Here is a 26,689-nt window from a genome sequence, read left to right as displayed (position 1 = left end):
TTAATGTGAAACTTGAGTGCTAATTGGAACTATACCATCACCACTAATAAAGATTGGTGCGGTATTTATTTTTTACTATCAACTGTATAGGGTTTTTCCGAGAGGCACCGAGCAAAGCATTACCGAAGCGCTCTTAAGCCCAATATAACTTATTCAACCAGTGATAATTCTGCCAAAGGTACAGAATTAGCATAATAATCAAGTCTTGCTTCATCCCCTTCAATCTTTGTAATAATGAAAGGCTGCCAACTATGTAAATGTGGGTAACAGTTCTCCCACATCACTTTATCTCCGACTTTTAAAGTGTTCAGAGAGTTTGGATTTAAGGTTTTATCTGACATTTCTTCATTAGTCTCTACCTTTGTATTGCTGACCTCAAATTCGTGCTTTAGTTGATATAACCGCGCTTTTTGATTCTCGTCAAGCAATTCCCAGGATAGTAATTTCAATTCGCCTGGGCAATTTTCCATTACAGCCACTACTTCTCCCCAGGTTTCAAGTTTGGATAAATATTCCGCAATTATTACTGCTTCTTCTAATTCTAAATCGGTGCCGCTTACCACTACTGGCTGACTAGCATCCGAGTTATTAATATCTTTATTAACCTCTGAATCGGCGCCACTATCGAACACTACTATTGGCTCACCAACATCTGAGTTATGTACGTCGTTATTAAGTTCTTTTGCGGCGCCACTATCAAACACAACTACTGGCTTACCAACATCCGAATCATTCACGTCGTTATTAACTTCTTTTGCGGCGCCACTATCAAACACCACTACTGGCTCACTAATATCCGAGTCATCAACTTCGTTCCTCGATGTTACTTCCTTACCTTCTTCATTTTCGGGTGATTGTGATTCAGTGTCTGTGCAAGAAGAATTGTAGTTAGGCGCCTCAACACCGTTTGGAGTATCAATTTTAACAACGTCAAAGAAGCTTTTTAGGTCATCATTGTTTAATTCAGTCGAATTATTAGCCCATACCAACTGCGCTGAGGAGTAAGCTTGAACGAGTGACATCGCATTTCTAACTACAGTTTGGGGAGGAATGCCTTTTTCATCAACAATTTTTTGTATGACCGTGCCGGTAAACTCATCTTCTTCGTGGATTGCTCCAATTTGGCAATACTTTTTACCTTTCTCTTGTTGGCGCCAAACACTACCATTTGCATCTGAACTTTTCTCTTTCTGAGCTTTACGCTTCAGTTGAATTAATTCACGTACTCTTTGTTGAGTAATATTAGTTTCATTTTTGAGTTGGTCAATCACTGATTGGTACTTTTTGCTACTCTTAGCAAGTAAAAATATTGTGGCAGGTTCAATCAAAGCTAAATCTTTAAAGTCAAAATCAGAAAATGTGGCGCCTACTTTCAGATACTTCCTGTCCTCTCCTTCCAAACCCAGTGATACAACTAGTTCTTTATAATTTTTTCTCTTCATTACGCGGTTTTGTTCTTTTAGGTAGGAGGAAAACTCAAGAATATCTATCGTGCCTCGTTGCAGTTTCCTTGAAGCATCCGCGTGTTTATGCAGTACATAAGGTTGACTAAGATATTGCTCTAAATTCACTTCTCCCAATGCAGGTGAGTCGCTAATTACTTCAAAACCTTGATTTTCCGTCGTCATATGCTCATATCCTCCAAAGCAAGCTTATGTTTAGGACAGGTCGAATTGACCCAATACCCGTGAGAAAACGCGAAAATATTCTGCCAAAAAGATACACAAGCGTTATAAATTCAATGCGGCGCCGTTATAAGTCGCCTAATTATGGTAGATACAGCTTTTAACTCTCAAACAAAATGATTGGCGCCTTTATCCCAAAGCATTGGGAGGTGATGCAGCTTTTGGCGCGCGTAAAAAGTAATGTTTCCGAATCCCAACATTTTGTTGTCTTCTAGAATCATGCTGGGGTTAAAGTGATGTCGTTCCTCAATGCAATACTTTGATTACTACTTGTTTTGATTGTTGTTCGAGTTGTTCATTTAAAATTACTTGCTCCTCAAAAACTAAATTGCTCAGTATCTGCCAACCGCGCGCTGCGACACGCCTTCCTTTAAAGCTGCTTGCACATCTTTAATATCAGTTACTCTCCTTGGGTGCGCTGCGCGAGCGCTTCGACTTCGTTTAAAAGTCTTATATTTATTTTGAGGCATTTTCGTTAAATGATACCTAGACTAACGACGTAGAGAACTTGGACTATAGTCTAGTTTTTTACTCAACTGACTAGCATATAAATAAAAGGCGCCTCGTCAGCCAGATACTAAATAGTACCTAAATATTATAAAATTAATTGAAAATAAAATTGAAGTCACTGTTGTACTTGCGCTTCAGCAGGAATATATGTAAGTTCTATGTTTTATATTTTCTTTAACTACCGCGCGCGCTGCGGATACCAAGTACAGTTGGGGGGCAATTACAACTGAATGTTGCAACTGGCACCCGTCTCTGTAGTTGGGTCGTTTACACAGGGATGATAATAACAAGGAAAAGTAAAACCGTCAATGAGGCAGTAACTATTGCACGCTGTACAGGTATTTACAATTTACGCGCTTTAATTGATTTAAGATGATTTATTTTAAAATAGTAAAAGCATTTCATAGCATAGTGGATTGCGGTTAGGTCGAGTGCAAGCTGCATTTATATAAATAAAAATTATGAATAATCCAAAGGAAATTGTTGCTACAGGTTACAACCAGATTACTCAAAGCTATCTTCAACTAGTAGAAGCGATGGGAATAAAGGTACGCGAGAAGTATTTAAATTTACTAATCAATTTTCTGCCAGTAAATGCTCAGGTATTAGAATTAGGTTGTGGTGCAGGAGTGCCAATGACACAAATTTTATCAAAGCATTTTCAAGTTATAGGAATAGACATTTCAAGCGAGCAACTTTCTCTCGCAAGACAAAACGTTCCTCAAGCAAAGTTTATCTTATCTGACATGGTTAATCTGGAATTTGAGAGCAACTACTTTGATGCAGTAGTTGCTTTTTATTCAATAACGCATGTTCCGCGCACGGAACACAAGCAATTACTAAGTAATATTTATCGCATGTTAAAAAAGGGTGGATTAATGATGCTGACAATGGGTTATAGAGATTCTCCTGATACAATATCACCGGATTGGTTCGGAAGTCCTATGTTTTTTAGTCACTTTGATGGTGATACAAATTCGACGTTAGTTCAAGAGACTGGCTTTAATATAATTCAGGCAGAAGATGAAATCGAATATGAATATAATAATCCTGTTTGTTTTCGTTGGATTGTAGCTAGTAAACTGCAATAAGTATCAATTATTATACCAGATATAGATAAAATACTTTTGTACTGATTACGTATGGTAATGGCGCCACTCCAATAAGTGCTTCAATAGTACAAAATTATGGATTACTCTTGATTGCCGACGCTGCGAAGAGCACTGTTTTCGTATGGGTGGCGCCAACAGTAAAAATAAACGGCGCCAATGAAACTAGATTGTAAGCCCTAAAAATATTTATCAGGAATCAAGTGTAAAACTATAGTACTATTAAGCTAACATACTATGTACCATAAGTGGTTTACGACTATTCTACCGAACGGCAAAACTTGCCGTTCGAGAAATCCTTTCAATTTTTTCCAAGCTTTGTAATCAAACACGACGTAAATCGACAAACCTACACCAAGTTTCATTACTTTTAAGATTTAATAATTTTTGTCGTTCCGGGTAGCTGACGTAACATAACCTGGGGTCACTGGGATGGATTTTTACAATCTGTCCGCACCAATTGTAAGCTTGGTTATTTGGATTATTACTTGCAACCACGTCGCCAACTTGAAGTCGTAACGGATTGTAGATATCATTTGCGGCTTTTGTTTCGCTATTTTCAGCTAAAGTAAAAAGGTTTAATTGAGTTGCTACTTTTACAACTGGTGTATGAGTATTTTTAGCAACTCCTGTATCTGGACTTTTTGTGTTAGTACGTTCAGCAGTGGTAACGTTACTATTTCCTTTAATGGCTGTAGAGTGTGATTTAGCGTTAACGTTATTATCTTTCTTAATGTTTGTGGAATGTGAATTAGTATTATCCACAGATGAATTTGGTTTATTTTCGGCTGTTTGGACTGGATTCTCATCTTGCCATTTACGATATGCTTGTTTCTCTTCCTGACTTAAGGATGCCCAAACTCTTTGTTTAATAGTCAGGTCTAAGCGTTGAACATAATCTCTAACAAATTTAAATGTACTCGTTGCAATACTATGCTTGATTGTATAAATATGTTTATCGATTGTTGATTGGTCTTGCGTATGATACTCGATACCTTCGGCAATTGCCATACCTAGTAATTCCATATAAGCTTCTAAAAGATGCGGTTTGTCAGTAAAACGTAGTTCGTACCTGGACTTGCAAAATTCATAATTATAAATAATCGAATGTGCATCTGGTGGTTGTGTTGAGCCAATTATTACCCACCAAGGCTGATAGTCGATTAATTTTTTGATACTTTCTGATACCCGCACTTCAATATTATCTCTTGAGGCGTTGTATTCACTATAAGAACGCCTAAAATTATCTTTAGCATACTGTATTGCTGACTTAAACTCGCGTTCTATTAATTGCTGCATCTTACTTTTTGCACTTGTTGAGCCAGGATTAGATGTAACAACTAGCAGATAACGCCAATAATGTTGTACGTATACTTCCCAAGCATCCAGTTCGTGCCCAAAGATTAAGCCATCGTACCAATCGGATGGCGCCTCATATCCAAATTCTTCAAAAAACAATGAGTCTAAATCGTCAATCGGTTTGCGTTTATTAAAAGCATTGACCGCACGATTTTTAAGAAAACGCACATGTTTTTGTTGTTCAGGAGATAAAATTTCCTCAAACTTACGTTTTATTGCTTTTGCTTTTTTAGACCCCGAATCGAAGATAAATCCGCAATGCGGGCACACTTTTTCGTAAATTGCAATTTCTGAACTACATTGCGGACATGTTTTAGTGGCTATTGGTGCAATTGGTTTAGGGTCGGGACATAAAACAAGTGGAAACGAATAGGTTGGTAAACCCAATCTCTTTAAATTGCCACAAAAGTCAAGAAACCAACAATCAGATTTTCCATTCATGGGTCGCAACCCACGACCGTTCATTTGTACCCATAAAGCTTTTGATTTAACTGGACGGCACACCAGTATACTGGTTACAGAGGCCTCATCGAAGCCTTCCGTGAGGACGCCGACACTTGATATGAGTTTGATGGCGCCGCTACTAAATTTAGAAAATATTTCTTCACGCTCGTTTTCGGGTGTTTCACCAACGATGCATTCAGCCTCAACACCGACCGAACTAAATTGATGTGCCAAATCCGAGGCTTGTTTGACTGATGCACAAAACGCAATCAGTTTACGCTTTAAATCTGGGTCTTTTTCTAAATATAGCTTAACTATCTCACTATTCAATGCAGGAGTACAAACGTCTGCCATTGATTTTTCTGTATACTCGCCATTTACGACTTTGAGCTTTGATTCATCGATGAGGTTGGTAAACGCAAATTGACGCGCGCGGCACAAATGACCCATTTCAATCAATTGCTTAGGATATGGCGCCTTTACGATTGTTTGGAAAAATTGACAATATCCTTGGTCATTCTTCGCACGCCAAGGTGAAGCTGATAAGCCAAGAAATTTTGTTTTACTTAATACCCAAATACCGCCTGAGTACTTGTCCATGATTTGGCGCCATATCTGAAAGTAAGCGCCAGTGTGTGCTTCATCGAGGATAACCAAATCAATATCTGGTGGTAGTTCGCGATTACGTATTGTTTGCAGCATGGCGATTTGAACGGGTTTACTGTAGTCAGGAGCGTAATAATCACCCCAAATTACACCAGCTTCAATTCCAAAATATTTGCTTAATTTATCAAGCGTTTGGCGTACTAGTTTACCTCGATGTACCATGAACAAGACGCGCTTACCCGCTCGAACATAATCGGCGATTATTTTAGAAGCGATAATCGTTTTCCCGGCGCCTGTTGGGGCGTACAATAACACTGAACATAAGCCGGACTCAAAGTGTTGATAGGTTTGAGAGATTGCCTCTGACTGGTATTGTCTTAAGTCGAGGTCAAGCGTAGAAGTTATTTTTGGCGGCGCCGTTGTAATCAAATTAAGCACGACTATCGTTAGTTGGCAGCACTTAATGTTTTAACAAATACTTAATTATTTGCCAACCTCCTTATAAATAGAGTACATAACTGAAGCATCGATTCTATATGCAAAAATTTGGGTATAATAATCGTTCTCTTTTTAAAGACCGTAAGTGTAGAAAGTGCCCTCTTCGGTTGTTAAATGCAGTGATATTGCATAAAAGCTAACTAAATAATAGATTAGATTGAATGCACCTTCATAACTTTTTAATCAACAAAATGATAAGGAAAAATAATATCCTCTTTGTGCTGTATATTCTCTGTAGAAAAGATATTTTTGGTTAGCATTGCTTGTTTTATACCACTCGTATGATGATAGTGGATATACTGTTAATAAGCACATGGTCTATGTCAACTTTCAGGCGCCTTAAACTTTTGAGCGAATTTCAGTATATAAAGATGCCCACAAGAAAGGGCGCCTGTATTTTCTGACTGCTAAAACTACGATACATTGATAGCACTGCTTACTTCTGTATGATGTTATTTCAAAAATTGTTGCAATTTAAATATCAAATCAAAGCATCGCAGCAAAATTCCTACTGAGTAATGGTAGGTTTTGCCATAAAACCAGCCTTCGATAGTTCTTTCATTGTACCCCGTTAAAGTTGATAAAGTTGTAGTACATGCTTTCATGTAACCATGAGGATTTCTTTCTCCTGGATGGGGAAGTTCAACACCAGGATGGATAATCGGAATCCATGTCAAGCACCACTCAGATGGCGCCATTGGTTCGAGAAGTGCCAAAAATATTCGTTGGTTATTTTGTTGTCCTTGTACTTGAGACAAGATAAATTTAGTTAACCAACGCGGAATTTTAGTAGTCTTGTCTGCTACTTTACTTTGAACTTGCATCTAATCATCACTAATTTTCAAGCTTTTCTTGGCTGTTATGTTATTTACTAACCCCCTTCAGGGCAGCAAGCATTACTACAGTTGGCAGTCCTTGTGTCCCACTACCTTTAACAGGAGTACGCTTCTTGTTGTTTACGCTTTTTTTTATACCGTTTCTGGTAGTGGCGCCCTTATACCCAGAATGGTTATTAATAGGCGCCAATCTTCGGTTCCCATTTAAAACGCGACTTCGGGACAAAAGTTATCAGAGTGGGTTAAATCTGAGATGAAAGCAGCAAGCGCATTTATACCAGTGTGTAACGTCCCATCTTCTGAGCGATAGCCTCGGCGCCCCCAACCGTGCCAACCCAGTTTTTCTCCTACTTCTCCAAATGTTTTGATAATTTCCTCTTGGGTTGGCGCCGATGCTGTATTTTGTTCTAATGCTTTCAACTCTTCTTGTTGCTTGACGCTCATTGCCCTCAGTTGAGTTAATTCTTTATCTTTTAACTCAATAACATTTTGCAGACGCTCAACTTTTGCCATTAGTGGCGCAATAGTGTTTTCCAGGTCTGAATTAACAACTTTAGCGGCTTGGGCGTTGAAAGTGTTACCCCAGTTATTCGCACTGGCGCCTTCCAAAGCTTTCTCTAACTCAGTCACTCGTTGTTCTAATTTTTGGTTTTCGATTTGTAGCGCGCGGACGGATTGCAGTTCCTCTTCTTTAGCAGCTAGTTGCTCAATTAATGCTTGTTTTGCTTGTGCCATTTTTTGAGCATGTTGTTCGGCTGCAATAAGCTCGCGTTTTGCCGCTTGTAGTGCCGCGTCGCGAATTTCTATAAACCGCCCCTGCTCTTCTTCTGCTTTTTCCCGATCTCGTTGTGCCAACGCTTTGGTTATTTTCTCCTCAACTTGGGCAGCAGTAAAAAATTCTTCCTTATGTGGTTTATTAACTGCTCGTTGAACTTCTGGCTCTATTTGATGGGGTTTGAGCAAGTTCTTTACAAACATCCCTTGAGCTACTGTGTGGTCAAGCAAAACCCAAAAATTATCTCCATCTTGGGACGTAATAATTCCACTGTGTCCATTCCAGCCCATATCGTCATTTTTAACTGTGATTCTTGCTCCAGGAGCAAAAGGAGTGGGGGAGTGGGTGAGTGGGGGAGTGAGGGAATGAGTGAGTGAGGGGGAGGAATTAGCATCCTGAAGTACTTCTTGTTCTTCTCTTTCTCTCACTCCCCCGCTCTGCCTTTCTCCCCCTCCCGCACTCTTCTTGACCTGTTGTGCTGTCTTCTTACCTGTGCGTACTAATTCTTTTATCAAATCGGTACTGACTTTGGTTAATTGGCGAAGTGCTGAGACGCTCCACTTTTGAACATTTTGACGCACAAGACGCTGTATTTTTGGAGCGAGCTTTTCAAACCAACCCCATATTTCCATCGCTGAGGTTGCTAAATAGCGAGTGCTACCCCAATCATTGCTTTTAAGCCATTCTTCAAAAACCTTTTTCCCCTGGGGGCATTTGGAGAGACAATCGAAGTAAAAATTTTGTAGAGACTGCCCAACACTAAGCAGACCATCGAAGCTTTGACGCACAAAACCAAAAAAACTTCCCAGAGTCGCTTTTGCTGTGTTTTGTAAGCTGGGTTCATTAAATCGCACGTAGTCAAAGTTATATTCCAAGTTTAATGGCACGTTAAAGATAGGCGCCTTGTCGTCTTCTGTTATCGAGTGCATAATGAAAAATATCCCTTTTACTTGTATGGGGAGCAAAGCCCTCCGACAGATTGCGAGTCTTGGTACGGGGGGTTTTGCCGTTTCAATAATTATACCTAAAATAGAACCTAAAAGTTTAAGTTTTTTCATTCTTTAAAATTATTTACATTTTTGGGAAGTAATTTATCAATTTCCCAAACAGTATCCAACAAGCGGAAATACATCCGTGCCAGCTTAGGTACATCACTTGGGGTTGATAACCAATTGCTACAAGTATCTTCGTTGTAGCCTGTCAAGGACGCCAAAAACTCGCAGCACTCTTTGCGATAGCCGTATTCTCCTGGTTTAAAGTTGCTTTTTCTTGGAACCCACTTGGCACAAAAATCCTTTGGTTCCATAGGTTCAAACATTATTTCATCTTTGAATGTACCTGGGGCTTGGGAAAACATTTGTTTCATCAAGTTAATGGTGTGAGCTAGGGCGAGCATCTTAGGCAGGTAACTTGGGCGTTCTGAAAAATCCGAACCCCAATTGATATCAATAGTCGTTCCCTTAACACCTGATACTCTGGCAAGCTCTCGAATGCAAGCTGCCCTGTAACCCCGTTCCCCAGGCTTTTTATCCTGATAAATCGGTACCCATTTACGACAATATTCTTCTGGCTCCAAAGGTAGTCTCCAATTGTTCCTACCTTTAGATATTGCAGCAAATGGCAATTAAAGTCTTATTTAAACAGGATAATTTTCGGAAAAATACTAATAAAAATATAGTATTTTTGCCATGATTCTAACCAATCTGGCAACCACCAGTCTATACGTACATTATATACAAGATAAGGGAATATGGGAATAGGGGAATAAGAGCATATGGGAATAGTGATTCAATGGGAACATACCATGCCAAAATAAATGACATGGCAAAAAGCGAAGACACAGTTAAGTTGATCATTGGCAAAGAATTAAAAATCCGTTTCAAGTCCTTATGCGTCCAGGCAGAAACGGACATGAGTGCTGTTGTTAAGGATTTAGTTGCTGTATGGTGCGATGAGCAAGAAAAAAAGCTTGCTATGGAGAGAAAAAAGAGCAATTCGGCTTGATGGTGAAAAATCCGTATTCGTTGATTAATTTCTCACTACGCACGACTTTGACATAATAAGGTTAAGTCTGGTAAATTTTTCAGTCCTCAGCCATTGTAACGAATCTTTATCAAGCACAGGTTCGATACGAGTTAAAAAAACTTCTTCAAGTTCAATTGGTTCATGCTGTGTCATAAAATAACGTGCAGCATTTCTTAACTCATCAAAATTCCTTTGGGCAATGCATTCCAAAAAAAGAATGATTTCACTCAATGGTATATTGTTTGCACTCACAATTCAAAAGCCTTTACTTGTATATATTTTAATCATTCATCATTTGCTTCGTTTAGTTTGCGTGTCTGCTCAAGCATTAACGCGATTAAAACTGCTTCATCAGCAGTATATTAATGATAATTATTACTCCATTACTCATTACTAAATGATACGTCTATAAACAGGCGCCTTCTTAATGCGCGTTGGTAGATAATTGACAACACAACTATGGTTGTTTGGCTAATTAAATTTTTACAAGCACGCGCATAAGTATTACTGCCATGATAAGCTAACAGGCACCTTCGATAATCAAATTGGATATCGGATGCTAATAAGCTATCTGTTAATACGTCTCTGTTCTTAGGAGTCAATACATAAACCAAGTTCGTCAGCAATTAAATCATCTGCTTTATCAATAAGAGAGCTTAATTCTGGGTCATACTGTGCTAATTCTAGAATCACTGTAATTCTATCTATATCTTCGTCACACGGTTTAATTAACTTAGATAGCTTAGTATATTCCTGAACTAAAGCTAACAATTGTTCGTTGCTACACGTACAATTTTCTGGTCTGGATATAGTGGTGTTCATGATGTAAACTCCAATTCCTTAAAATTAAATGCTTCAATGTTTCACGGTACAAGCTTTTAATCTGGCGCCACGAGACACAGATAGAAAGTAAAAAATCTCAACTCCCGAAACCTCATTGTCTTCACCCTAGATATAAGCCCTTTCATTCACTAATTGACTGGCGCCGATTAAAATGTGACATGAATCAACCACATTTTATTAAATTGTGAGGCTATGTTTGCTCCAAAGACTTGCTGCATATGCTTTTAGATATTTTAATAAATATAACTTATCTATATAGATACTTAAATAAGCTCAGGCAATATAGTTTGTATAAGTATTAATGTATAAGCCTTTCAGAATTTAGACATTTGAGCTATCAAAAATACTAAGCTTATTTAAGGTTAAAATCCTTGTCCAATAAAGAATTCACAGATTTAAAAAAAATATAATTCATTTTTGTCACACTTTGCACGCTCCTTTGTCAATTAATTAGTGTGAGGCGAAAGAGTAAGTAAAAGCTCGGTAGTAGATTTCGGTATTCCGTTTGCTGTTTAACCACTACACCAAGGATTGGCAAGCAATGAAAAACAACAAACCTGCTGTTCAAACCAAAACACCAAACGGAGCAATGAAAACAATGGCGAAACTAACAAAAAGCCTCAAGAGCGTTACCAAGCAACCTCTCACCCTCGCTTCACTGCCTTGGCTTCTGCTGGTTGTGTCTCTCACAATCATGGTGCCGAGCTTGGTGGTGATTACATCCAAAAGCTGCGGTGAAGGTGAGTTGACAATCAAACTCTGGGAGTTTGAATACAACCTCATCAAAACCAGCAACTGCGGCGCCTCACTAGAGCAACCTCTGCCGTAAAGGTTTGAGCCAGTCAGAAAAATCACAATAAATTTGTGAAATTTTCCTGATTGGCTCACAAAGGCAAGAATGAGTGATTAAGCAATTAAGTAATTACCGCAACAATCAATCTATATAAAAATACAGTAGCAAGTAAAAATACACTGAAAATATCCGGAAGAAGATTTTGAAATATGTAAATTAATAAAGTAGGAAAAAGAAGCTTCTTTTGAGCCAGCGATAAGGCACACATCAGTAATTTGTAAGTATTTAGTCAACCAAATAAGGGGAAAATCTATGAATAAGAAGCTTGCAGCAAAGCCTCAAACCTTCGCAACCAAATACTTAGCAAGAATTCAAAAGGATTACCCTCAGTTAGAACTCTCTACAGTTGACTGGGAAAAATTGCTGACAAATGCCCGCATTCGTCTGTGGCAGTTAGAACTGAGCAAAGACTACACCGATGAAGATGTAGTTCTTGAAGCAGTTCATCGCTTGAACGCAAACATAGAAAAAGGTAAGCCAATCCACAACTTGCAAGGTTGGCTAAGAAAGACGACTGTCTTTGTCGTTTCGGAACTGAGCCGTAAAAGCAAGGACAAAAATACCAGCTTCCGTGACCCTGCCGACTTTGAAACCAGCACCACCTTACTCAAAGCAATGGCAGGCGCCTGTGCAGAAAGTTCAACGGATGAAGATGACAGGCATCTGCAACTTCACAAAGCTTTAAGCAAACTTGCTATTGAAAAGCAACAACTGTTGAAGCTCCGTTTCTTCAAGGATATGTCCTGGCAACAAATCTCCGACTACTACGCAGCACAAGGCAAAACAGTTCAGTCCACAACACTCCGTAAAAGAGGAGAGCGCGCGTTAGAAGAACTGCGGCAACTAGTTCTGCAAATGGTTCAATCACAGGACTTTTAAAAAAGTGTATCGGTGCCCTTGGACTATCAAGGGTATTTTTATTGCAATAAATTGAATATCTAGTAAATGTATTCTTTTATATTATTCATAAGCTTTCAAAATATTTTCACCTGTTAATTTAATTTCGTTCGCTAGAGAATCAGGCTGAACAACTCTAATATTACCTCCAAATCCAAGAATCCAACGCTTTAAATCAATATCAGATAAAGACCATTTTGGCAATTTAACTTGAAAACGATTTGGAAATACAGCATCCGAAGTTCTAGGTAATTTAAATATAGATTTATCAATCTGGTTATAAGATGATAATAGTGGTGACATAGCAAGTTGCTCAGTGGGAAAACGTCTAGTTCCTTCGCTGATGAACTTAAAGCTATAATCATTGCACCATAATTCAACCGCTACTTCTACACTTTGCCGCTCTAATTTATTAGAACTTAAAAACTTCTGTTGATCGCTTACACTACTACCTAGAAATATTCCTGCGCTTGAATTGTAAAGCTTATTCAACTTTTTCAATGACTTTTCTTGTAATTTTGTACTTCTACCTTGTTGAGAATAATTACTTGCTATTAGCCTATCTAAACGTTGATATCCAAATAACCCAGGTTTTCCATCTTGATAAAATTCATATCCTAAATACCAAGCAACATTATGAAAAACTATTTGCAAAGGGTAAGCCATAAATATGCTTTCTTGATTCTCCCAATTGGGAAATTTAGCAGTTTCGACGACATTTTTTAATTCTAATATTTTTCCATTGATAATAGCTTCTTCTAAAAATTCCAATCTTTTCAATAATGCACCAAAAGGTAAATGTTTAACATCTACAATACTACGATTCCCTATCGCACGCAGAGGATAAACATCCTCAACCGTAAATTTACTTAAAATCATCCGTTCTTTAAAGTTTTCATATACTTGTAGTGTTAATGGGTCATCGAAAGTTATTACTTGCGACTGTAATATATTAAAAACTTTACTTAACTCATTTTGATTTAAAAGTGCAGTTCCAGCAAAATATCCGCGTCTTAGAGAAAAATTAGGAAGTATTTTATACGGCTTTAGATATTTATCAATATCGCTGCGTATCCTGTCTAAATATTCATCATCAATAATTTTACGATTTACTAATTCGGTGACAAGAGTTTTCAAGCTTCCACCTTGCTGTGAGTCAAATAAAAATGGGTGATGAATAACTAAACGAATAGTTTTAAGCAAGCGAGAAAAAGCATTTTGGTCTGAATAAGCATGGGTTGTTAGCTCTTCATACTCAATATTATACAAATCTAAGTCGTTATTAAGATTATTAGCACTAGTAATTCCGTTCTGCTCAAGCCACTCTAAATCTGCTGCTATTGCATCTCCATCCGCATAAATTTTTCCATATAGTTTGGCTATACAAGCGCACACTTCTTCAACTTCGCTATTGATTTTGGGTATTGATGAGAGGATTTGCGTTAAAGTAGAAGGTTCATTTTGATACAATGCTCCAATACCAGGATATTGAATAATTAATGCAATCAAATGCATTAATCTTTCAAAATCTAGTAAACGCGAATACTGATGTAGTTGAACTTGAGAATTTTGAGTGCGATTAGTACGGTTGGTTTGAGTTTTAGATACTATTTTGGTTTTTTCGATAATTTGATTAATGTCAAATTTTCCAGCAGCAGTATGAATTGTATGTACAGCAGTAAATCCCTCAGCGGGAATTGCTGGAAAGTCTTTTAGATACTGATGGTAATTAGCGATAATTTCATCACTAACTTGACGTTTGCGCTTCTTATTCCATATTTTACAAATATCTAACGGCGTGTTTAAATGCCATGCAATCCATTGAATGTTGAGTACATTTAATTTGATTAACAGTGACATTCGCCAAACGCGCTTGGCATTTGTTGCATCGTAAATTACTTGCTTACCAGATGTAACTATGTCAGGGTTAGCGCATCTAAATTTGTGTTTTAAAACACAGTTTTTTTGAATAAAATATGCTTTTGTCAGCAAAAATAGTTACAAAACACTAAATAGTAATTTAATATTATTCAAGTAATCGAATGCTTATTTAAAAGGCATCAAGTTTAAATCTTTAATCTTGATAAATTACACTTGAATTACAAGCGCTATATTTAATTAACTAAAAATTGATTAATAATTCATACTATTTAAGTATAAATAACAAAAATAATATTGAAAAACTCAGTATTTATTTTCGACAGAAAGACGGGCAGTAGCTATGGCTAATAAATATAATTTTCTTTTCACGCATGGGCAAGTTATAATGTAAATTAATATGTATCGGCTCAATATATTGGGGTAAGTAGTTATTATGTGGTGTTTTTAAATAAATTTATTATTCTTACAAATAACTTAAGCCATGCGTAGCTATACGACGCGGCGCCACATAACTCTACTTGAAATAATGAATTATTAATTGAATTAAACATTTAGTATCTTTATTTGCGCCCGCTAAAACTCATCTGGTCTGAAAATGAGTCAAAAACTATAACTACCAATAGATACTCCACAAATCCAATACAATTAAAATAAAGTTATCAGTTTTCTGAGGTTTATTAAGAAATAAAGAGTTTTTCACAATTATCATAAAGCCCAAACGTGTTGGGGAAGGAGTGCCTTCCCCAAACCCCAACCCGGTACCTGTTTTTTACTGACTTGAGTGCCCTATCGGTCACTAGTCAGTAAAAAACAGGTGCGAGTTAAATAAACAGGTCGTTTGGGTATCCCAAAATTTGCGCTCCCGACAGACGGGTAAGAATTTCAATATAAGTTTACTTTATAATTTAAAAACATATTTAATTAAACAGAAAATTTTCCAAAATTTTTCTGTTAGTTCAAGTTTTCTTTGAAGAGAAGGAGAATCTCTATAAGCCAATAATTCTCGGTAGTAAATCCAAAACTCTGCTTGCAGCTTCAAATTAGCTAATAAATGTAACAAGTAAGAGTATTGCTTACAAAACAAAAGTTAGTCTTTGAATCAGCAAATAAATATATTTTTGACAAAAAGATACTAGTTGCTTCAATAATTAAACGATTGCTACAAATGTTTTTTCTGTCGTTTTCACATACATTTTCAGACTAAGCTATTTATTAACATAATTTATACACTTAATAATTCACAATATTTGAAGTAAGAAGTTAAGAAACTGATTAATTCCATAATTTTGAAGTTATTCAAATTAATTAGTACTACCCATATAGCTGCTCTTGAGGGCTGCCGCCCGTCAAGAACAGACCCCCACCCGTTACAATACTGCTCGGAATCGCGAGATTTTGCGTTAAGGCTGATCTGGGGGGCAAGGGTTGAAAGGGTTGCAGGGGAAGGATTTTTTTCTTCCTCTGCCTCCCTGCTTCCCTGCCTCCCCCGCTTAACCGAGCAGTATTGCCACCCGTTACCTGTTCTTGACTGACTGGCTGAACGACCGCAAAGGAATTCAGGGAGCGTCAAAAACAGGTTTGAAAAAAATTGGGGGATGTAAGCGTGTTTATAAACCTTATAAAATAACAAACATAAAGAGTTTTAAAGCACTCACCATGCTTGACTAAAAAGTAGCAAACATTCATAACACAACCGAATGCTCGCAGTAGTAAGCGGTTAAAGCAAAGCATCTACTTATAAGAAGGGGATATTTCTTATGACTCCAGGTTTCAAATCAGAAAACCTTACAACTAAAAACTCTAAGACTTTAAGTATAGCAAATGCAAATGCACTAATAGAAAAAATGGAATTAATTTTTAGCGAGATAAAAGACCCGCGCGTAGAAAGAACACGTTATCATTCATTAATGGATATTTTAATTATTGGAATATTATCGGTAATTGCGGGAGGTGAGGGATGGGAAGATATGCAAAATTATGGATTAAGTAAACATGATTGGTTAGAAAAATTTTTAGAGTTACGTTGGGGTATCCCTAGCCCAGATACATTTAGACGAGTATTTGAACGTATTAACCCAAAAGTATTTGAGCAATGCTTTCAGAAATGGGTACAGTCAATAGTTGAAACAGTTGGCGCACAAATAATCCCTATTGATGGTAAAACTCTTAAAGGTTCTTACGATAGAGAACAGGGAAAATCCGCTTTACATTTGGTTAGTGCATGGTCAAGTCAGCATCGTTTAGTTTTAGGACAAGTGAAAGTTGCCGATAAATCAAATGAAATTACTGCAATTCCTGCGTTGTTAGAATTATTAGATTTAGCGGGATGCATTATTACTATTGATGCAATGGGTACGCAAACTGCAATTGCATCTCAAATTTATCATGCAAATGCTAACTATATTTTAGCACTGAAAGGGAATCATCCTACACTTCATTCTGAAGTAAAAGATTGGTTTGAGAAGCATTTAAGCCAGGGATTTGAAGGCATTATTAATAGTTACTCAGAAAGGGTAGAAAGAGGTCATCATCGTACCGAAAAGAGACAAGTTTGGTGTGTTCCTATTTCTCAACTACCATCTTTACACAATCATTCGGATTGGGTAGGACTTAAATGCGTGGTTATGGTTATACGTGTACGGCATTTATGGAATAAAACAACGCGCGAAGTTCAGTTTTATCTAACTAGCTTAGACTGTGATGCAAATAAATTGGCACAAGCTATCCGTTTACATTGGGGAATTGAGAATAGTCTACACTGGAGCCTAGATGTAACATTCAATGAAGATGCTTGTCGCGTTCGCACTGGTCATGCTCCACAAAACTTATCATTATTACGACGACTTGCACTCAATGCATTAAATTTAGAGCAATCCTTTAAGCGTAGTAATCGTCAAAAATCAAAACGAGCTGCTATGGACAATAACTATATGTTGACGATTCTTGCTGCTTGTTTATCTTGTGATGATGCTTCTGAACCCCCTTGTCAATAGCATTTGAGATGCGCTTACCCTGGTAACTATGTCTTTTATTTGCTTGATAACAATTGGCTCTATTTCTTCCCATTTACCTTGAATACTTTCATCTCCATACAACTCAAAGCGAATTTTATCTGTCGAAACAATCACATAATTTTTATCATAATTAGCTAGTTTTTGCGCTATGGTTGATTTCCCCGCGCCTGGTGAACCAATTAAGAAATGACAAATTAATGGTGTATTCATATTTTATGTTATTTTTAGTCGTTTTTGTGGATAAAGGCAAGATAAACGTTTATTTACCTAGATTGAGTATTCCATGCCCATATAGATATGGAAGCGGTGCCTATGATGTCTCCCTCGAGTTTAGTGGGATATCAGTCCAGCCTTGATAGCGCTTCTGCCGATTCCAATCTGTTTTTCCGTGCCGTACAAAATTACCCTAACTCCTTCGTGCGGCTCTTGCAGAATTTACCTTAGATGTATTGTCTCTTGAAATTGATAGTTAGCATCGATAGTTACCGACATGTGAAACCTCCATCTCGCTATCTTGAATATTAAGATGGCTTTTCTGGGTTTTTTTGGGGTGTCATGCTATTAAGAAAATTTTTTTAAATTTCTCTTCAACCAAAGAATTTTACAAAATAACCGTTATTCGCACGAGACCCCCTTGACTTATGAACATCCTCTGTCAATATATAAAATGATACTTGTTTTCAATGTATCCTCGCGTAATATCACTTTGTGGGTATGCATCAAAATTTACTTATACATCTAATTATTGATTTTTGAGTATTCAAGCTTAATTAATTTACAGTCGTACTATCAAACTAGGGAAACATCGTGGAACAACCACAATCGCAACCACAGTACACATATACAGTTGTTACCTATGCTCCAGTACAGGGTTCAATTGAAAAGTCCCGCAAGCTAAGAGATTTATTCGGCGCCTCCAATATACTCTCTTTCCTGAGTTTACGGATAGTTCAAGCTGCTGGAGTTGAGAATGTAATCTCTCCTGGTTTGGTACATATCCAGAAGGGGATGTCTAATCGCATTTTGATAAAGGGTCATTTTAGTTACAAGGACGCTCACAAAGCACTTCTGGATGGATGGAAGTTAATTTTGCGTGAGTGTAAAGCTTGGATAGAAGATAAATTGTCCGAATTTAAACCTTATTATTGGCATGAAGAATGGAATAACTGGGGAAACCATGCTTGGGAACTTTTTTGGGGAAGTGGAACTGGTAATACTGAATCTGAAGCAATTACTGCTGCAATGAAGGATTTGGAAACACGCAAACTGTCCCGTGCTTGGACAGCACTCAATTGGATGGGAGAAAGTTCTAGCTTGACGGGAAGTGACGCTATCGCTTATCCAAAATTGGGAAATAAAAAACGGGAGATTCAAGACTTTGGCTATGGCGCCAAGGATGAAGAAATTACAAAATTTTATATCAAATTAGCTGAAATAACTGAGTATAATGCAAATCAACCCAGTCCAGATGGTAGATTTATTGCAGAAGGTGGCAAGTTAGTGATTCCTGAAGTTAAACCTCAAGTTGAATCGACTATGCCAAATGAGCAGTTAAATACTCCAGAGGGCAAGTTTATTACACCCGATGAAAGGTTAAGTATCCCCGAATTAGTAAAAAGACTTGTTACTTGGCACGAAATTGTAGATGCAATTGGCATCCAACCTTTAGAACAAGGCTTTAGAGAGATTCAACGCAAACCAACAAAAGACACTCCCGGACAATGGACTGGTTGGTTTATGGGTGATGGGGATAAAGTTGGAGATAAGCTGATTGAATTTGCTGGTTGTGACAATGCTGAAAGCAATATCAGGAATTTCTCAAACGCTTTACGCGAATGGGGACAAGGATTCTATAAATGTGATTTGGGAAGAGTTATTTACGCAGGAGGAGATGATTTTCTTGGTATAATTTATAGCAGCAATCCAGCAAAGCCTATTAAACCTTTAAACGCATTTAAATGGTTAATGGGAATACCAAAAAAATGGGAAGAACACAAGCAAGATATAACTCTTAGTGTTGGTTTTGTTTGGGTAGCAGGTAGTGTTCCGCAGCGCGATGTATTGCAGCATTGTAGAGAAGCGCAAGCTGTCGCTAAATCACGTCAACGTAATCGGGTTACAATTCGTGTTTTATTTAATAGTGGGCAGTATGTTGAGTGGACTTGTCCTTGGGATTATTTAGACATTTTACAAAAATATCGCGATAGAAATGGTAATACCTTAGCCAAATGGGAAGAACATTGTAGAAGAACTCAACAAAATAGTAATGAAATTCAAGAAGGTAATTATAAGTATTTTCCTAATTGGAGCCATGTTTATGGTGATTTAGCTGAGTTAAAAGTTCGCCATGCATTCGGTTTGGCGCCAAATCGTCGGGAAGTTGACATCAATAGTTTAACAACTAATCAGCAAAACAAAATTATTCAGAATCGTAACGCATTTCTAGATTTCTTTAATATATATTTTCCCAACGTAAGGGATATTTTAATAGAACATGAAAACTACATAGTTGGTATAAATAATCCGATGAATAATTCTAAACCTGCTCAAGCGATGATTGATTGGATTGAAAATTTAATTACAGTTGGTTGGTATTTATGTGGGGATGGTGGCAATGAATAATGAGCGGATTAAATGAAAATTTTATAGGTGAATAATAATGACTTCAATTAAAAGATACACAAGAAAAAATATCAATCCTGTTCAATTTAAATATTTGGTTGTAATTAAGCCACTGGGTATGATGTATGGGAGTTCTGGCGCCTTTTTATCACCAGAAAATTTGGTAGGACGTTCGGGGAGTAAATTTCCACCAGATGCAGTAACATTATCTGGATTATTGATTAACGCTTATACTCAACACATTAATGAAGATAAAAATTTGACTGAGACTCAAAAAAGGGAAATCATTCAAAAATTTAAAGATGAATTATATACAGCAGGACCATTTTGGGCAGAAGCCAAACGCGAGCAAGAATTTTATGTTCCTATTCCTTGGCATCGTGTTATGGGGGAAGATGAAACTAATGAGTGGAGGTTAGATGTAAATAAAAATTGGGAATTCAAAAAAAAGATAGAACCAAAACTAGAGCCTGACTATTCTTGGCAAAGAATTACATTTTGGACTCGGACAAGCGCAAATATTAAGAAATCCAGAGCTTGTGGTAAACCTCCTTGGAAATATATCCCTATTCTTCACCCACATATGGAAGATGAGCGACGTAATACTTTACAAAATAATGGTTTATTTCTAGAAAACGCGGTGCAAATGCCACCCAATATCCATTTAGTTTATTTGTCAACTCAGGAATTACCTCCCCAATTAAAAGGATGGCATCGTTTTGGTGGAGAAAATCATATAGTTGAACTTGAAACACTGGAAATTACTAGAGAAGAAGTTTTAGATTTACTTAATAAACCAATTCAAAAGTACTGTGCTTTAATTACACCAGGAATATGGGGTTCAACACGTTTGTCTTATCGTTACCCTCAACACAAAGACTTTCCCAAACCAATAAATATATTAACCGATAAGCCAATCCCATGTCGTAGCAGTCTTGCAGGAAGACTTGGAAGGGGACGTTACGCTGTTCCACCTGGAACTGTTTATGTTTTCGATAAACCTTTAGGAAAACCTTGGTGTGAATGGGATGAAGAGTGGTTTCCTAGTGAAGGATACCCAATGAAACAAGTGGGTTGTGGTTTGTGTTTACCTATTGAAATTGAAGATTTATCCTTACAATCAGGAGTAGCTTAAATGTATAAACAAGTATACGGGATTATTGAAACATTGGCGCCAGTTCATATTGGTGCAACAGCGGGAGAAGAAAACGGCAATTTAAATTTAATTTTCCGTGACCAATTTACTCAAACTGGCATTATCAATGGCAGTTCTATTCGTGGTCGTCTGCGTGCGGACATGCGGCAGTATAGACAATTATTGGAAGTACAAAAAAGTAAAGATGATAAGATTGAAATTCCGCCAGATTTAGATGAAAACATTTGGTATGGTAAAAAAGCAGTACAGGGAGTACCTGACGGGACAAGCGAAGCATTAATTAAATTAGAACATGCTTCAATTGTATGGTTGCCAGTATTTTGTCCAGGTCAACCAATTGTTTGGGTTAGTTGCCCTAGTTTATTAGAGCGGTATCAACGTATTGCTAAGATTAGTGTAGAACCACCGCAAGAATATCGAAGCTCCAAATATCTTTTAAATGCTTTGAAATCTCAGTCAAATACAAAAGATTTAGCGAATAAACAAATTCTTTTCTTTAATTTAGGATTTATTACCATAGACCCACCTCAAAATGAAGAAGAGCAAGAAAAACAACAGGAACAATTCGAGGCATATTTACCTACTCGAAAAAATCTACCTGCAATTATTGTGAACGATAATGACATGGCGGTAATTCATGATATGGCATTATATCGTCAAAGTCGAGTTGCTCTAGAAGAAGATATGAAAAAAGCCAAGAGAGGAGCTTTTTTTAATGTCGAAGCATTACCAGAAAAAACAATTTTAGTATTTCCTATTGCCATCAAGCCAACCGATAAACAATGGAAACCTATTGATGGTACTACAGAAGGTGATATATATCTTGGCGGTTTAGAGTCTATTGGTTTTGGGCACTGTAGTTTAACAATTAAAGGGTTGTAAATATGGCTTTATATTTATACGAATTAGATAAAGAAGCGCAAAAGCTTGTCATGGACTATCGTGATAAAGGCGTTCTTAAAGAATCGCATAAAATGCGGGTTACTGTAGCCTATGGTTTAGAAAGATTTTGGGGTGAACACCTACGTTTGCTTAGTAAGGGAAAACAAGAAGAGCAACAAAAAGGAGAATTTTGGCGAGAAACTTGGAAGACGCTAGTAGATATCATGGGTAAAGCAGGTGTAAAAGTACCTAATGAAACAATAACAATAATAACGAACCGTGACGGGGTACGTAGTTTTAAAACCGAAGATATTCGGAATATGACCGATAAACTTTGGGATGTGGAGAATTTTTCTATTGAGCATCAAAGAGTTACTCTCAGTGTTTTAACTCAGCTTTGCGACAGTTTGGTTTGGTGGACACAGCGATATCAAAATTCTCAGGAGGAAAAACAAGGTGAGCAGTGATAATGTACCAATGATGTTCCGCGCGCAAATTCAAGACCGATGTCAAATTCATCGTGTTGAAAAGGGAAAACGGCGCCAGGATGCATATAAATGGGTGGACGAGTGGGTTAAAGTTTTTCCCGATAAGGATGATATGGCATTGGCGCCAGAAGAATTTATTCCAAGGTTTGGCAATAACGTTGAAACCAGAGATTACAAAATTAGCTGGCGCCTAGTTACCAATAGTGGGCAAGATGAAGGAGTAATTCGTCCTATTATTGGTGCAGGGGGTTTTCCTTATTACTCCGGGGCAAGTATGAAAGGTGGTTTTTTACGTGCTTGCAAGCAAATATGCACCTTAGAAGAAGTTGAACTTTACTGCGGTAAAAAATTATCGGATGGTAGTTACACACAAGGGATACTGCGTTTTCATGGTGCTTACCCAGTAGACATGAAGTGGACAAAGCGCTTGGTTGATATTGTCCACTCCCAAAGCGAAAAACAAGTAATTGAAGACCAAAAAACTAACGCTAACGCCCAAATATCGCTCTACAAAGCAACTCTCAAATTTGGAATTTCTAGTCGTGTACCATTACAACCATTTGAATGGGATAAAATTTGGCAAGTATGGGAACGCGCGATGGGGGTAGGTATTGGGTCAAGAGTTAGTGCAGGTTATGGGCATTTTTTGGGAGTCAACCATTACCAACCATTGCTGCAAGTAGAGTTGAAAGGACAAGGAGTTACATCCAAGTTAGTCAACGGCAAGAAAGAATTTCGATGCAACATGTTTAAAGCTGCATTGCGTGGACATACTCTTAGGTTACTAGGAGGGATGACTGATAAAACAACCGCGCAAGATATTACGAGCAAATTATGGGGTGGCTTTAATAACAAAGAAGCATCTGTTGGTTTACTGGGAACAAGCTTTGATTTTAGCGATGATGATATTAACGTGCATCCAGACAAACAATTTTACACTTTGAGTCAAGGCACGCTAAATATCTTTTGCTTTCAAGATAAAATAGATGACGATACAAGAACTAAATTAATTCAGACTACAGAGAGTCTAATCAAATTCAGCTTGTTATTTAGTAGCTTTGGTAAATCTTGGCGCCGTATCTGCCATCAAAAATTCTTTCCTGAATACTATAAGGCGCCGGAACAACTAGAAGGCGATGAGGCACCAAAGAAACAGAAACAGATAATTGGTTCACATTGGGAATTTCTAGATAGTTCAACACCATTATGTTTAAATATAAATGAACTCAAAGAAATTCGCGAATTTATTAATAATACTCGCAACATAATTAAAACATGGATACCAGAAAATAAACAAGCTCAACAAGGAATAACTAAATGGCGTGAGTCATGGTATCCTCGCAAGGTTCAAGTTTGGGCACGCTTTACAGAAGGTGACAAAAGTAAAGCGATATATTGGTTCCATCAAAATTATAGTCCAAGTAAATCAATTAAAAACCCCCATCGTTTAACAGGTAGCATGGGTAAAACAGGACGTATCTGGCATCGTATGTACCCCTGTTACAGCAGCAATGCCAACGGAGAGATAGTAGTAATAAACTACATTGAGTTACTAACTATCTTCCCCGATATATCTTTAGATAGGGAAAAATTTTCAGATGATTTTATCAGATTTTTAGAGACCGAAACTGATTTTACACAAGTTTGGTAAGGAGATAAGTTATGGCAATATGGTTAATTACAACTGGCAGTAGCGACGTACAACTAAATTCAAATAATAATTGGGGAAGTTTATACTCAAAAGTCAATGAGAAATCACCAATTCAAAATTGTGATGAATTTTACGCGCCAAATATTGACAAAAATACAAAACTTTATCCTGTTCCTGCACGAGTATTGGGTTTAGTGTATCAAAATCATGTCGCAAATACAGAATTTAAAGATTTATCTTTCCCGCTTTTAGATACCTTCTTTGAATACTTTAATAGAAATGGAATTCAATATCCAGATAAAATAATTTTCTTGATAACTGACCAACAACAAATTTTTAACGACGTTGAAAAGCATTCTTATGCAGAATCCCCCTATTGGCAAGATACTTGTGAACTTAAGCCAATTTTAGAAAAATATATCCAGAATAAGTATCAGATTAAAGAACTTGTTCACCCGCAACTAATATTTGCATCAATTGACCCCCAAATTAATCCAGTAACTCAAATAAGTTCAGGAATAGATAACTGGAACGACACATTATATTTAGTAGAACAAAGCTTAAGTCAAGAACTAGCCAAACTTCAATATAATCAAGCTGAAGATGTTTATGTGAGCCACCAAGCAGGCACGCCAGCCATATCATCTGCAGTACAATTTGTAAGTTTAGGCAAATTCAGTAACGTTAGCTTTTTAGTCAGCAGTCCTTATTATGACCAAAACTACGATTTAAAATATGATTCGCAGTTAATCCATAGCTCTAACTATTGGCGAGGTCTCCAAATTCAAAAAGCGAAACAACTTATTTTAAACGGATTACCAGGTGCCGCTTTAGAGATTTTAGACGGTATTGATAACATTGATGAGAGTGTGAAACGGCGCCTGACACAGCTTGTAGATGTATTTAATATTAGTAATAGCTTAACTAAAGGGCAAGAGTATGAACCGCAAGTAGCTATGCAGCGAATAATAGATGCTTTGGAATTAGTTGAGATATTCTTTAAGAATAAGAACTACATACAAGGCATTACCTTATTATGTGCTGCTCAAGAAACTTTCTTAAAAGCAGCAATTATTTATGTATTATACAAGAGATATCCTCAAATTCAATTACAAATAGATGGTAAACTTGTCAAATTAAATACCGACGAAGTAATAATTTGGAACAAAAAAGGACTGGGATTTGTAACTGACGATACTGACTACAACGGTAAAAAATATCCAGATAATCGCTTAAAAAATTTAATGAAAGTGCATAAAAGCAAGAATATTAAAGAAGAAAAGTTAAATATTCTGCGTAAACTACAGTTTCCCACTGATAATAGCAATAACAATGAATCATTAAAAAAGATTTTAGAAAAACTGCATAAAGGCGATTATGGTAATTTTAGCGTGATTGGAAGTAACACAGGAATGCTTGCATGGCTATGTTATTTACAACCAAATTTTAAACCTTTAATGTGGGGTTTACTAGAATGGGTAAGTCAGTACGAACGAGAATATGAAGACGACCATCGTAACCAATTAATGCACAACTTATTGGGAGTAGAAGCCGAAGAGGTTATAAAATACTTATTGGGCACTAAACAAAATAGCAACTATCAAGATGTTTTAACAGTCTATCAAGAAGAAGTCAAAAAACACTTTTTAAAAGTTATTATACATTTTGGCTTATTTGTTGGCAATAGCCAGTTGCAGCAAGAGCTACAGGATATTGCGAACTTATTAAAGTAAGGTGCGCGATTATCTATTATCTGTACTACAAATAAAACAAAACTACTTTCACACACTAAGACGTGGATTAATAAAAAAGGGTTGAGGCAACAGCTTTGACCCTTTTTATATTTTTTATTAGCTTCCAATCAAGCGACTTTTTTTATAAGTCGAAGTATACTTTGTATTCTTGGAGAAAAAATAATGGCTAAGTTTCCAATCAAGCGACTTTTTTTATAAGTCGAAGCATTTTTGCACTTCATGTGCTTTAAAAATGACTGTTTAGTTTCCAATCAAGCGACTTTTTTTATAAGTCGAAGACTTCATGAAAAATTTATGAGAGTTTTCCTTGTTTTGTTTCCAATCAAGCGACTTTTTTTATAAGTCGAAGCTTAATTATGCCCTGATTATATCAGCAGGCACAAGGAGAGTTTCCAATCAAGCGACTTTTTTTATAAGTCGAAGTTTTTACGCCTGAATAATAGGCAAGAGGTTGTTTATGGTGTTTCCAATCAAGCGACTTTTTTTATAAGTCGAAGTTGTTTGAGAATATCTGCTATGAAATTCAGAATTGTTGTTTCCAATCAAGCGACTTTTTTTATAAGTCGAAGTATGGGGTTGGAAGTGTAAAAATTCACAAAAAAATGTTTCCAATCAAGCGACTTTTTTTATAAGTCGAAGGAGGTTTGGAAAATGGAACTAATTGCGATCGTATTATGTTTCCAATCAAGCGACTTTTTTTATAAGTCGAAGCCATCACTGATGACAATGTAACAATGTCGTTTTTTTAGTTTCCAATCAAGCGACTTTTTTTATAAGTCGAAGTTTGGTTTTAGTAACATA

The 26,689-nt window shown here is 36.9% G+C and carries 22 protein-coding genes, 1 pseudogene and 1 CRISPR repeat array (1 of these 24 running past the window's edge); of the genes and pseudogenes, 11 read left to right on the top strand and 12 right to left on the bottom strand.

All coding sequences use genetic code 11. The features are described 5' to 3' along the window. Positions 1–149 precede the first annotated feature (149 nt). Positions 150–1,628, bottom strand: coding sequence for an Alr2735 family protein (locus DSM106972_RS24500; protein ID WP_127083159.1), 1,479 nt, complete (start codon positions 1,626–1,628; stop codon positions 150–152). A gap of 1,028 nt (positions 1,629–2,656) precedes the next feature. Here DSM106972_RS24500 and DSM106972_RS24495 point away from each other — a divergent pair. Beyond that, positions 2,657–3,286 carry a class I SAM-dependent methyltransferase gene (locus DSM106972_RS24495; protein ID WP_127083158.1) on the top strand — a complete coding sequence of 210 codons (630 nt, stop codon included), beginning with the start codon at positions 2,657–2,659 and terminating at the stop codon, positions 3,284–3,286. Between the two features lie 342 nt (positions 3,287–3,628). Here DSM106972_RS24495 and DSM106972_RS24490 read toward each other — a convergent pair whose 3' ends face one another. The 5 genes from DSM106972_RS24490 to DSM106972_RS52655 all read right to left on the bottom strand — a co-directional run bounded on the left by DSM106972_RS24490 (position 3,629) and on the right by DSM106972_RS52655 (position 9,398). Then, the gene (locus DSM106972_RS24490; RefSeq protein ID WP_127083157.1) at positions 3,629–6,151 is read right to left on the bottom strand and encodes a DEAD/DEAH box helicase; all 2,523 of its coding nucleotides are present in this window, start codon (positions 6,149–6,151) and stop codon (positions 3,629–3,631) included. Between the two features lie 512 nt (positions 6,152–6,663). Continuing rightward, complete coding sequence (locus DSM106972_RS24485) at positions 6,664–7,035, bottom strand: hypothetical protein (protein ID WP_127083156.1); 372 nt, start codon at positions 7,033–7,035, stop codon at positions 6,664–6,666. Between the two features lie 40 nt (positions 7,036–7,075). Continuing rightward, the gene (locus DSM106972_RS51540; protein ID WP_127083155.1) at positions 7,076–7,273 is read right to left on the bottom strand and encodes a hypothetical protein; all 198 of its coding nucleotides are present in this window, start codon (positions 7,271–7,273) and stop codon (positions 7,076–7,078) included. Continuing rightward, positions 7,252–8,751 (bottom strand): hypothetical protein, encoded by a 1,500-nt coding sequence (locus DSM106972_RS24475; RefSeq protein WP_127083154.1) that lies wholly within the window; start codon positions 8,749–8,751, stop codon positions 7,252–7,254. Before DSM106972_RS24475 ends, DSM106972_RS51540 begins: the two co-directional genes overlap by 22 nt. Positions 8,752–8,876: 125 nt before the next feature. After that, positions 8,877–9,398, bottom strand: coding sequence for a hypothetical protein (locus tag DSM106972_RS52655; RefSeq protein ID WP_186538761.1), 522 nt, complete (start codon positions 9,396–9,398; stop codon positions 8,877–8,879). Positions 9,399–9,643: 245 nt separating this feature from the next. Between DSM106972_RS52655 and DSM106972_RS24465 the strand changes: the two genes are divergently transcribed. Continuing rightward, on the top strand, positions 9,644–9,826 hold the full coding sequence (locus DSM106972_RS24465; protein WP_127083153.1) for a plasmid partition protein ParG: 183 nt from the start codon (positions 9,644–9,646) through the stop codon (positions 9,824–9,826). Positions 9,827–9,850: 24 nt separating this feature from the next. On the opposite strand, the gene DSM106972_RS53780 is transcribed toward DSM106972_RS24465, so the two are convergent. From DSM106972_RS53780 to DSM106972_RS24450, 3 genes are all read right to left on the bottom strand, one after another. After that, positions 9,851–10,078 (bottom strand): hypothetical protein, encoded by a 228-nt coding sequence (locus DSM106972_RS53780; protein WP_127083152.1) that lies wholly within the window; start codon positions 10,076–10,078, stop codon positions 9,851–9,853. A gap of 152 nt (positions 10,079–10,230) precedes the next feature. Continuing rightward, on the bottom strand, positions 10,231–10,449 hold the full coding sequence (locus DSM106972_RS24455; protein ID WP_127083151.1) for a hypothetical protein: 219 nt from the start codon (positions 10,447–10,449) through the stop codon (positions 10,231–10,233). Continuing rightward, a complete protein-coding gene (locus tag DSM106972_RS24450; RefSeq protein ID WP_127083150.1) occupies positions 10,439–10,669 on the bottom strand; it encodes a hypothetical protein in 231 nt (76 codons plus the stop codon). The genes DSM106972_RS24455 and DSM106972_RS24450 overlap by 11 nt, the downstream gene beginning before the upstream one ends. 562 nt (positions 10,670–11,231) lie before the next feature. Between DSM106972_RS24450 and DSM106972_RS24445 the strand changes: the two genes are divergently transcribed. Together DSM106972_RS24445 and DSM106972_RS24440 are read left to right on the top strand one after the other, a co-directional pair. Then, on the top strand, positions 11,232–11,519 hold the full coding sequence (locus DSM106972_RS24445) for a hypothetical protein (protein WP_127083149.1): 288 nt from the start codon (positions 11,232–11,234) through the stop codon (positions 11,517–11,519). A gap of 276 nt (positions 11,520–11,795) precedes the next feature. Then, positions 11,796–12,422: a sigma-70 family RNA polymerase sigma factor gene (locus DSM106972_RS24440; RefSeq protein ID WP_127083148.1), complete on the top strand. Its 627-nt coding sequence runs from the start codon at positions 11,796–11,798 to the stop codon at positions 12,420–12,422. 81 nt (positions 12,423–12,503) lie between these two features. Here DSM106972_RS24440 and DSM106972_RS24435 read toward each other — a convergent pair whose 3' ends face one another. After that, positions 12,504–14,432 carry a WYL domain-containing protein gene (locus tag DSM106972_RS24435; protein WP_127083147.1) on the bottom strand — a complete coding sequence of 643 codons (1,929 nt, stop codon included), beginning with the start codon at positions 14,430–14,432 and terminating at the stop codon, positions 12,504–12,506. A 1,646-nt stretch (positions 14,433–16,078) separates the two neighbouring features. Here DSM106972_RS24435 and DSM106972_RS24425 point away from each other — a divergent pair. After that, positions 16,079–17,314, top strand: a complete 1,236-nt coding sequence (locus tag DSM106972_RS24425; protein WP_411675329.1) for an ISAs1 family transposase — start codon at positions 16,079–16,081, stop codon at positions 17,312–17,314. On the opposite strand, the gene DSM106972_RS24420 is transcribed toward DSM106972_RS24425, so the two are convergent. Together DSM106972_RS24420 and DSM106972_RS53775 are read right to left on the bottom strand one after the other, a co-directional pair. Continuing rightward, entirely contained in the window at positions 17,276–17,545 is a 270-nt protein-coding gene (locus DSM106972_RS24420) for an AAA family ATPase (protein ID WP_127083146.1), read from the bottom strand. The genes DSM106972_RS24425 and DSM106972_RS24420 overlap by 39 nt on opposite strands. A 100-nt stretch (positions 17,546–17,645) precedes the next feature. Next, positions 17,646–17,723, bottom strand: a pseudogene (locus DSM106972_RS53775) (histidine phosphatase family protein); the annotation flags it as partial. Between the two features lie 419 nt (positions 17,724–18,142). Between DSM106972_RS53775 and DSM106972_RS24410 the strand changes: the two are divergent. From DSM106972_RS24410 to DSM106972_RS24385, 6 genes are read left to right on the top strand one after another with little or no spacing between them, the layout of a single operon-like run. Next, positions 18,143–19,957 (top strand): Cas10/Cmr2 second palm domain-containing protein, encoded by a 1,815-nt coding sequence (locus DSM106972_RS24410; protein WP_127083145.1) that lies wholly within the window; start codon positions 18,143–18,145, stop codon positions 19,955–19,957. A gap of 37 nt (positions 19,958–19,994) precedes the next feature. After that, positions 19,995–21,092, top strand: a complete 1,098-nt coding sequence (locus DSM106972_RS24405; RefSeq protein WP_127083144.1) for a type III-B CRISPR module-associated Cmr3 family protein — start codon at positions 19,995–19,997, stop codon at positions 21,090–21,092. Beyond that, positions 21,093–21,995: an RAMP superfamily CRISPR-associated protein gene (locus DSM106972_RS24400; protein WP_127083143.1), complete on the top strand. Its 903-nt coding sequence runs from the start codon at positions 21,093–21,095 to the stop codon at positions 21,993–21,995. Between the two features lie 2 nt (positions 21,996–21,997). Next, complete coding sequence (locus tag DSM106972_RS24395) at positions 21,998–22,462, top strand: hypothetical protein (protein WP_127083142.1); 465 nt, start codon at positions 21,998–22,000, stop codon at positions 22,460–22,462. Then, positions 22,452–24,134: a hypothetical protein gene (locus tag DSM106972_RS24390; protein WP_201800775.1), complete on the top strand. Its 1,683-nt coding sequence runs from the start codon at positions 22,452–22,454 to the stop codon at positions 24,132–24,134. The genes DSM106972_RS24395 and DSM106972_RS24390 overlap by 11 nt, the downstream gene beginning before the upstream one ends. 11 nt (positions 24,135–24,145) lie before the next feature. Beyond that, complete coding sequence (locus tag DSM106972_RS24385; RefSeq protein WP_127083141.1) at positions 24,146–25,867, top strand: hypothetical protein; 1,722 nt, start codon at positions 24,146–24,148, stop codon at positions 25,865–25,867. 120 nt (positions 25,868–25,987) lie between these two features. Next, positions 25,988–26,689: a CRISPR direct-repeat array (repeat unit 35 nt; unit sequence GTTTCCAATCAAGCGACTTTTTTTATAAGTCGAAG) (it continues 197 nt past the right edge of the window).

This window comes from Dulcicalothrix desertica PCC 7102 (assembly GCF_003991905.1).
Lineage (GTDB): Bacteria > Cyanobacteriota > Cyanobacteriia > Cyanobacteriales > Nostocaceae > Dulcicalothrix > Dulcicalothrix desertica.
Note: the sequence above shows the minus strand (reverse complement) of the source record. Positions and strands in the feature narration are given on the sequence as shown.

What these genes read in the sequence shown, in the direction of transcription:
- DSM106972_RS24500 (WP_127083159.1), bottom strand. Translation starts at nt 1,628, where the DNA reads ATGACGACGGAAAATCAAGGTTTTGAAGTAATTAGCGACTCACCTGCA.
- DSM106972_RS24495 (WP_127083158.1), top strand. Translation starts at nt 2,657, where the DNA reads ATGAATAATCCAAAGGAAATTGTTGCTACAGGTTACAACCAGATTACT.
- DSM106972_RS24485 (WP_127083156.1), bottom strand. Translation starts at nt 7,035, where the DNA reads ATGCAAGTTCAAAGTAAAGTAGCAGACAAGACTACTAAAATTCCGCGT.
- DSM106972_RS24475 (WP_127083154.1), bottom strand. Translation starts at nt 8,751, where the DNA reads ATGCACTCGATAACAGAAGACGACAAGGCGCCTATCTTTAACGTGCCA.
- DSM106972_RS24465 (WP_127083153.1), top strand. Translation starts at nt 9,644, where the DNA reads ATGGCAAAAAGCGAAGACACAGTTAAGTTGATCATTGGCAAAGAATTA.
- DSM106972_RS24450 (WP_127083150.1), bottom strand. Translation starts at nt 10,669, where the DNA reads ATGAACACCACTATATCCAGACCAGAAAATTGTACGTGTAGCAACGAA.
- DSM106972_RS24445 (WP_127083149.1), top strand. Translation starts at nt 11,232, where the DNA reads ATGAAAAACAACAAACCTGCTGTTCAAACCAAAACACCAAACGGAGCA.
- DSM106972_RS24440 (WP_127083148.1), top strand. Translation starts at nt 11,796, where the DNA reads ATGAATAAGAAGCTTGCAGCAAAGCCTCAAACCTTCGCAACCAAATAC.
- DSM106972_RS24425 (WP_411675329.1), top strand. Translation starts at nt 16,079, where the DNA reads ATGACTCCAGGTTTCAAATCAGAAAACCTTACAACTAAAAACTCTAAG.
- DSM106972_RS24420 (WP_127083146.1), bottom strand. Translation starts at nt 17,545, where the DNA reads ATGAATACACCATTAATTTGTCATTTCTTAATTGGTTCACCAGGCGCG.
- DSM106972_RS24405 (WP_127083144.1), top strand. Translation starts at nt 19,995, where the DNA reads ATGACTTCAATTAAAAGATACACAAGAAAAAATATCAATCCTGTTCAA.
- DSM106972_RS24400 (WP_127083143.1), top strand. Translation starts at nt 21,093, where the DNA reads ATGTATAAACAAGTATACGGGATTATTGAAACATTGGCGCCAGTTCAT.
- DSM106972_RS24395 (WP_127083142.1), top strand. Translation starts at nt 21,998, where the DNA reads ATGGCTTTATATTTATACGAATTAGATAAAGAAGCGCAAAAGCTTGTC.
- DSM106972_RS24385 (WP_127083141.1), top strand. Translation starts at nt 24,146, where the DNA reads ATGGCAATATGGTTAATTACAACTGGCAGTAGCGACGTACAACTAAAT.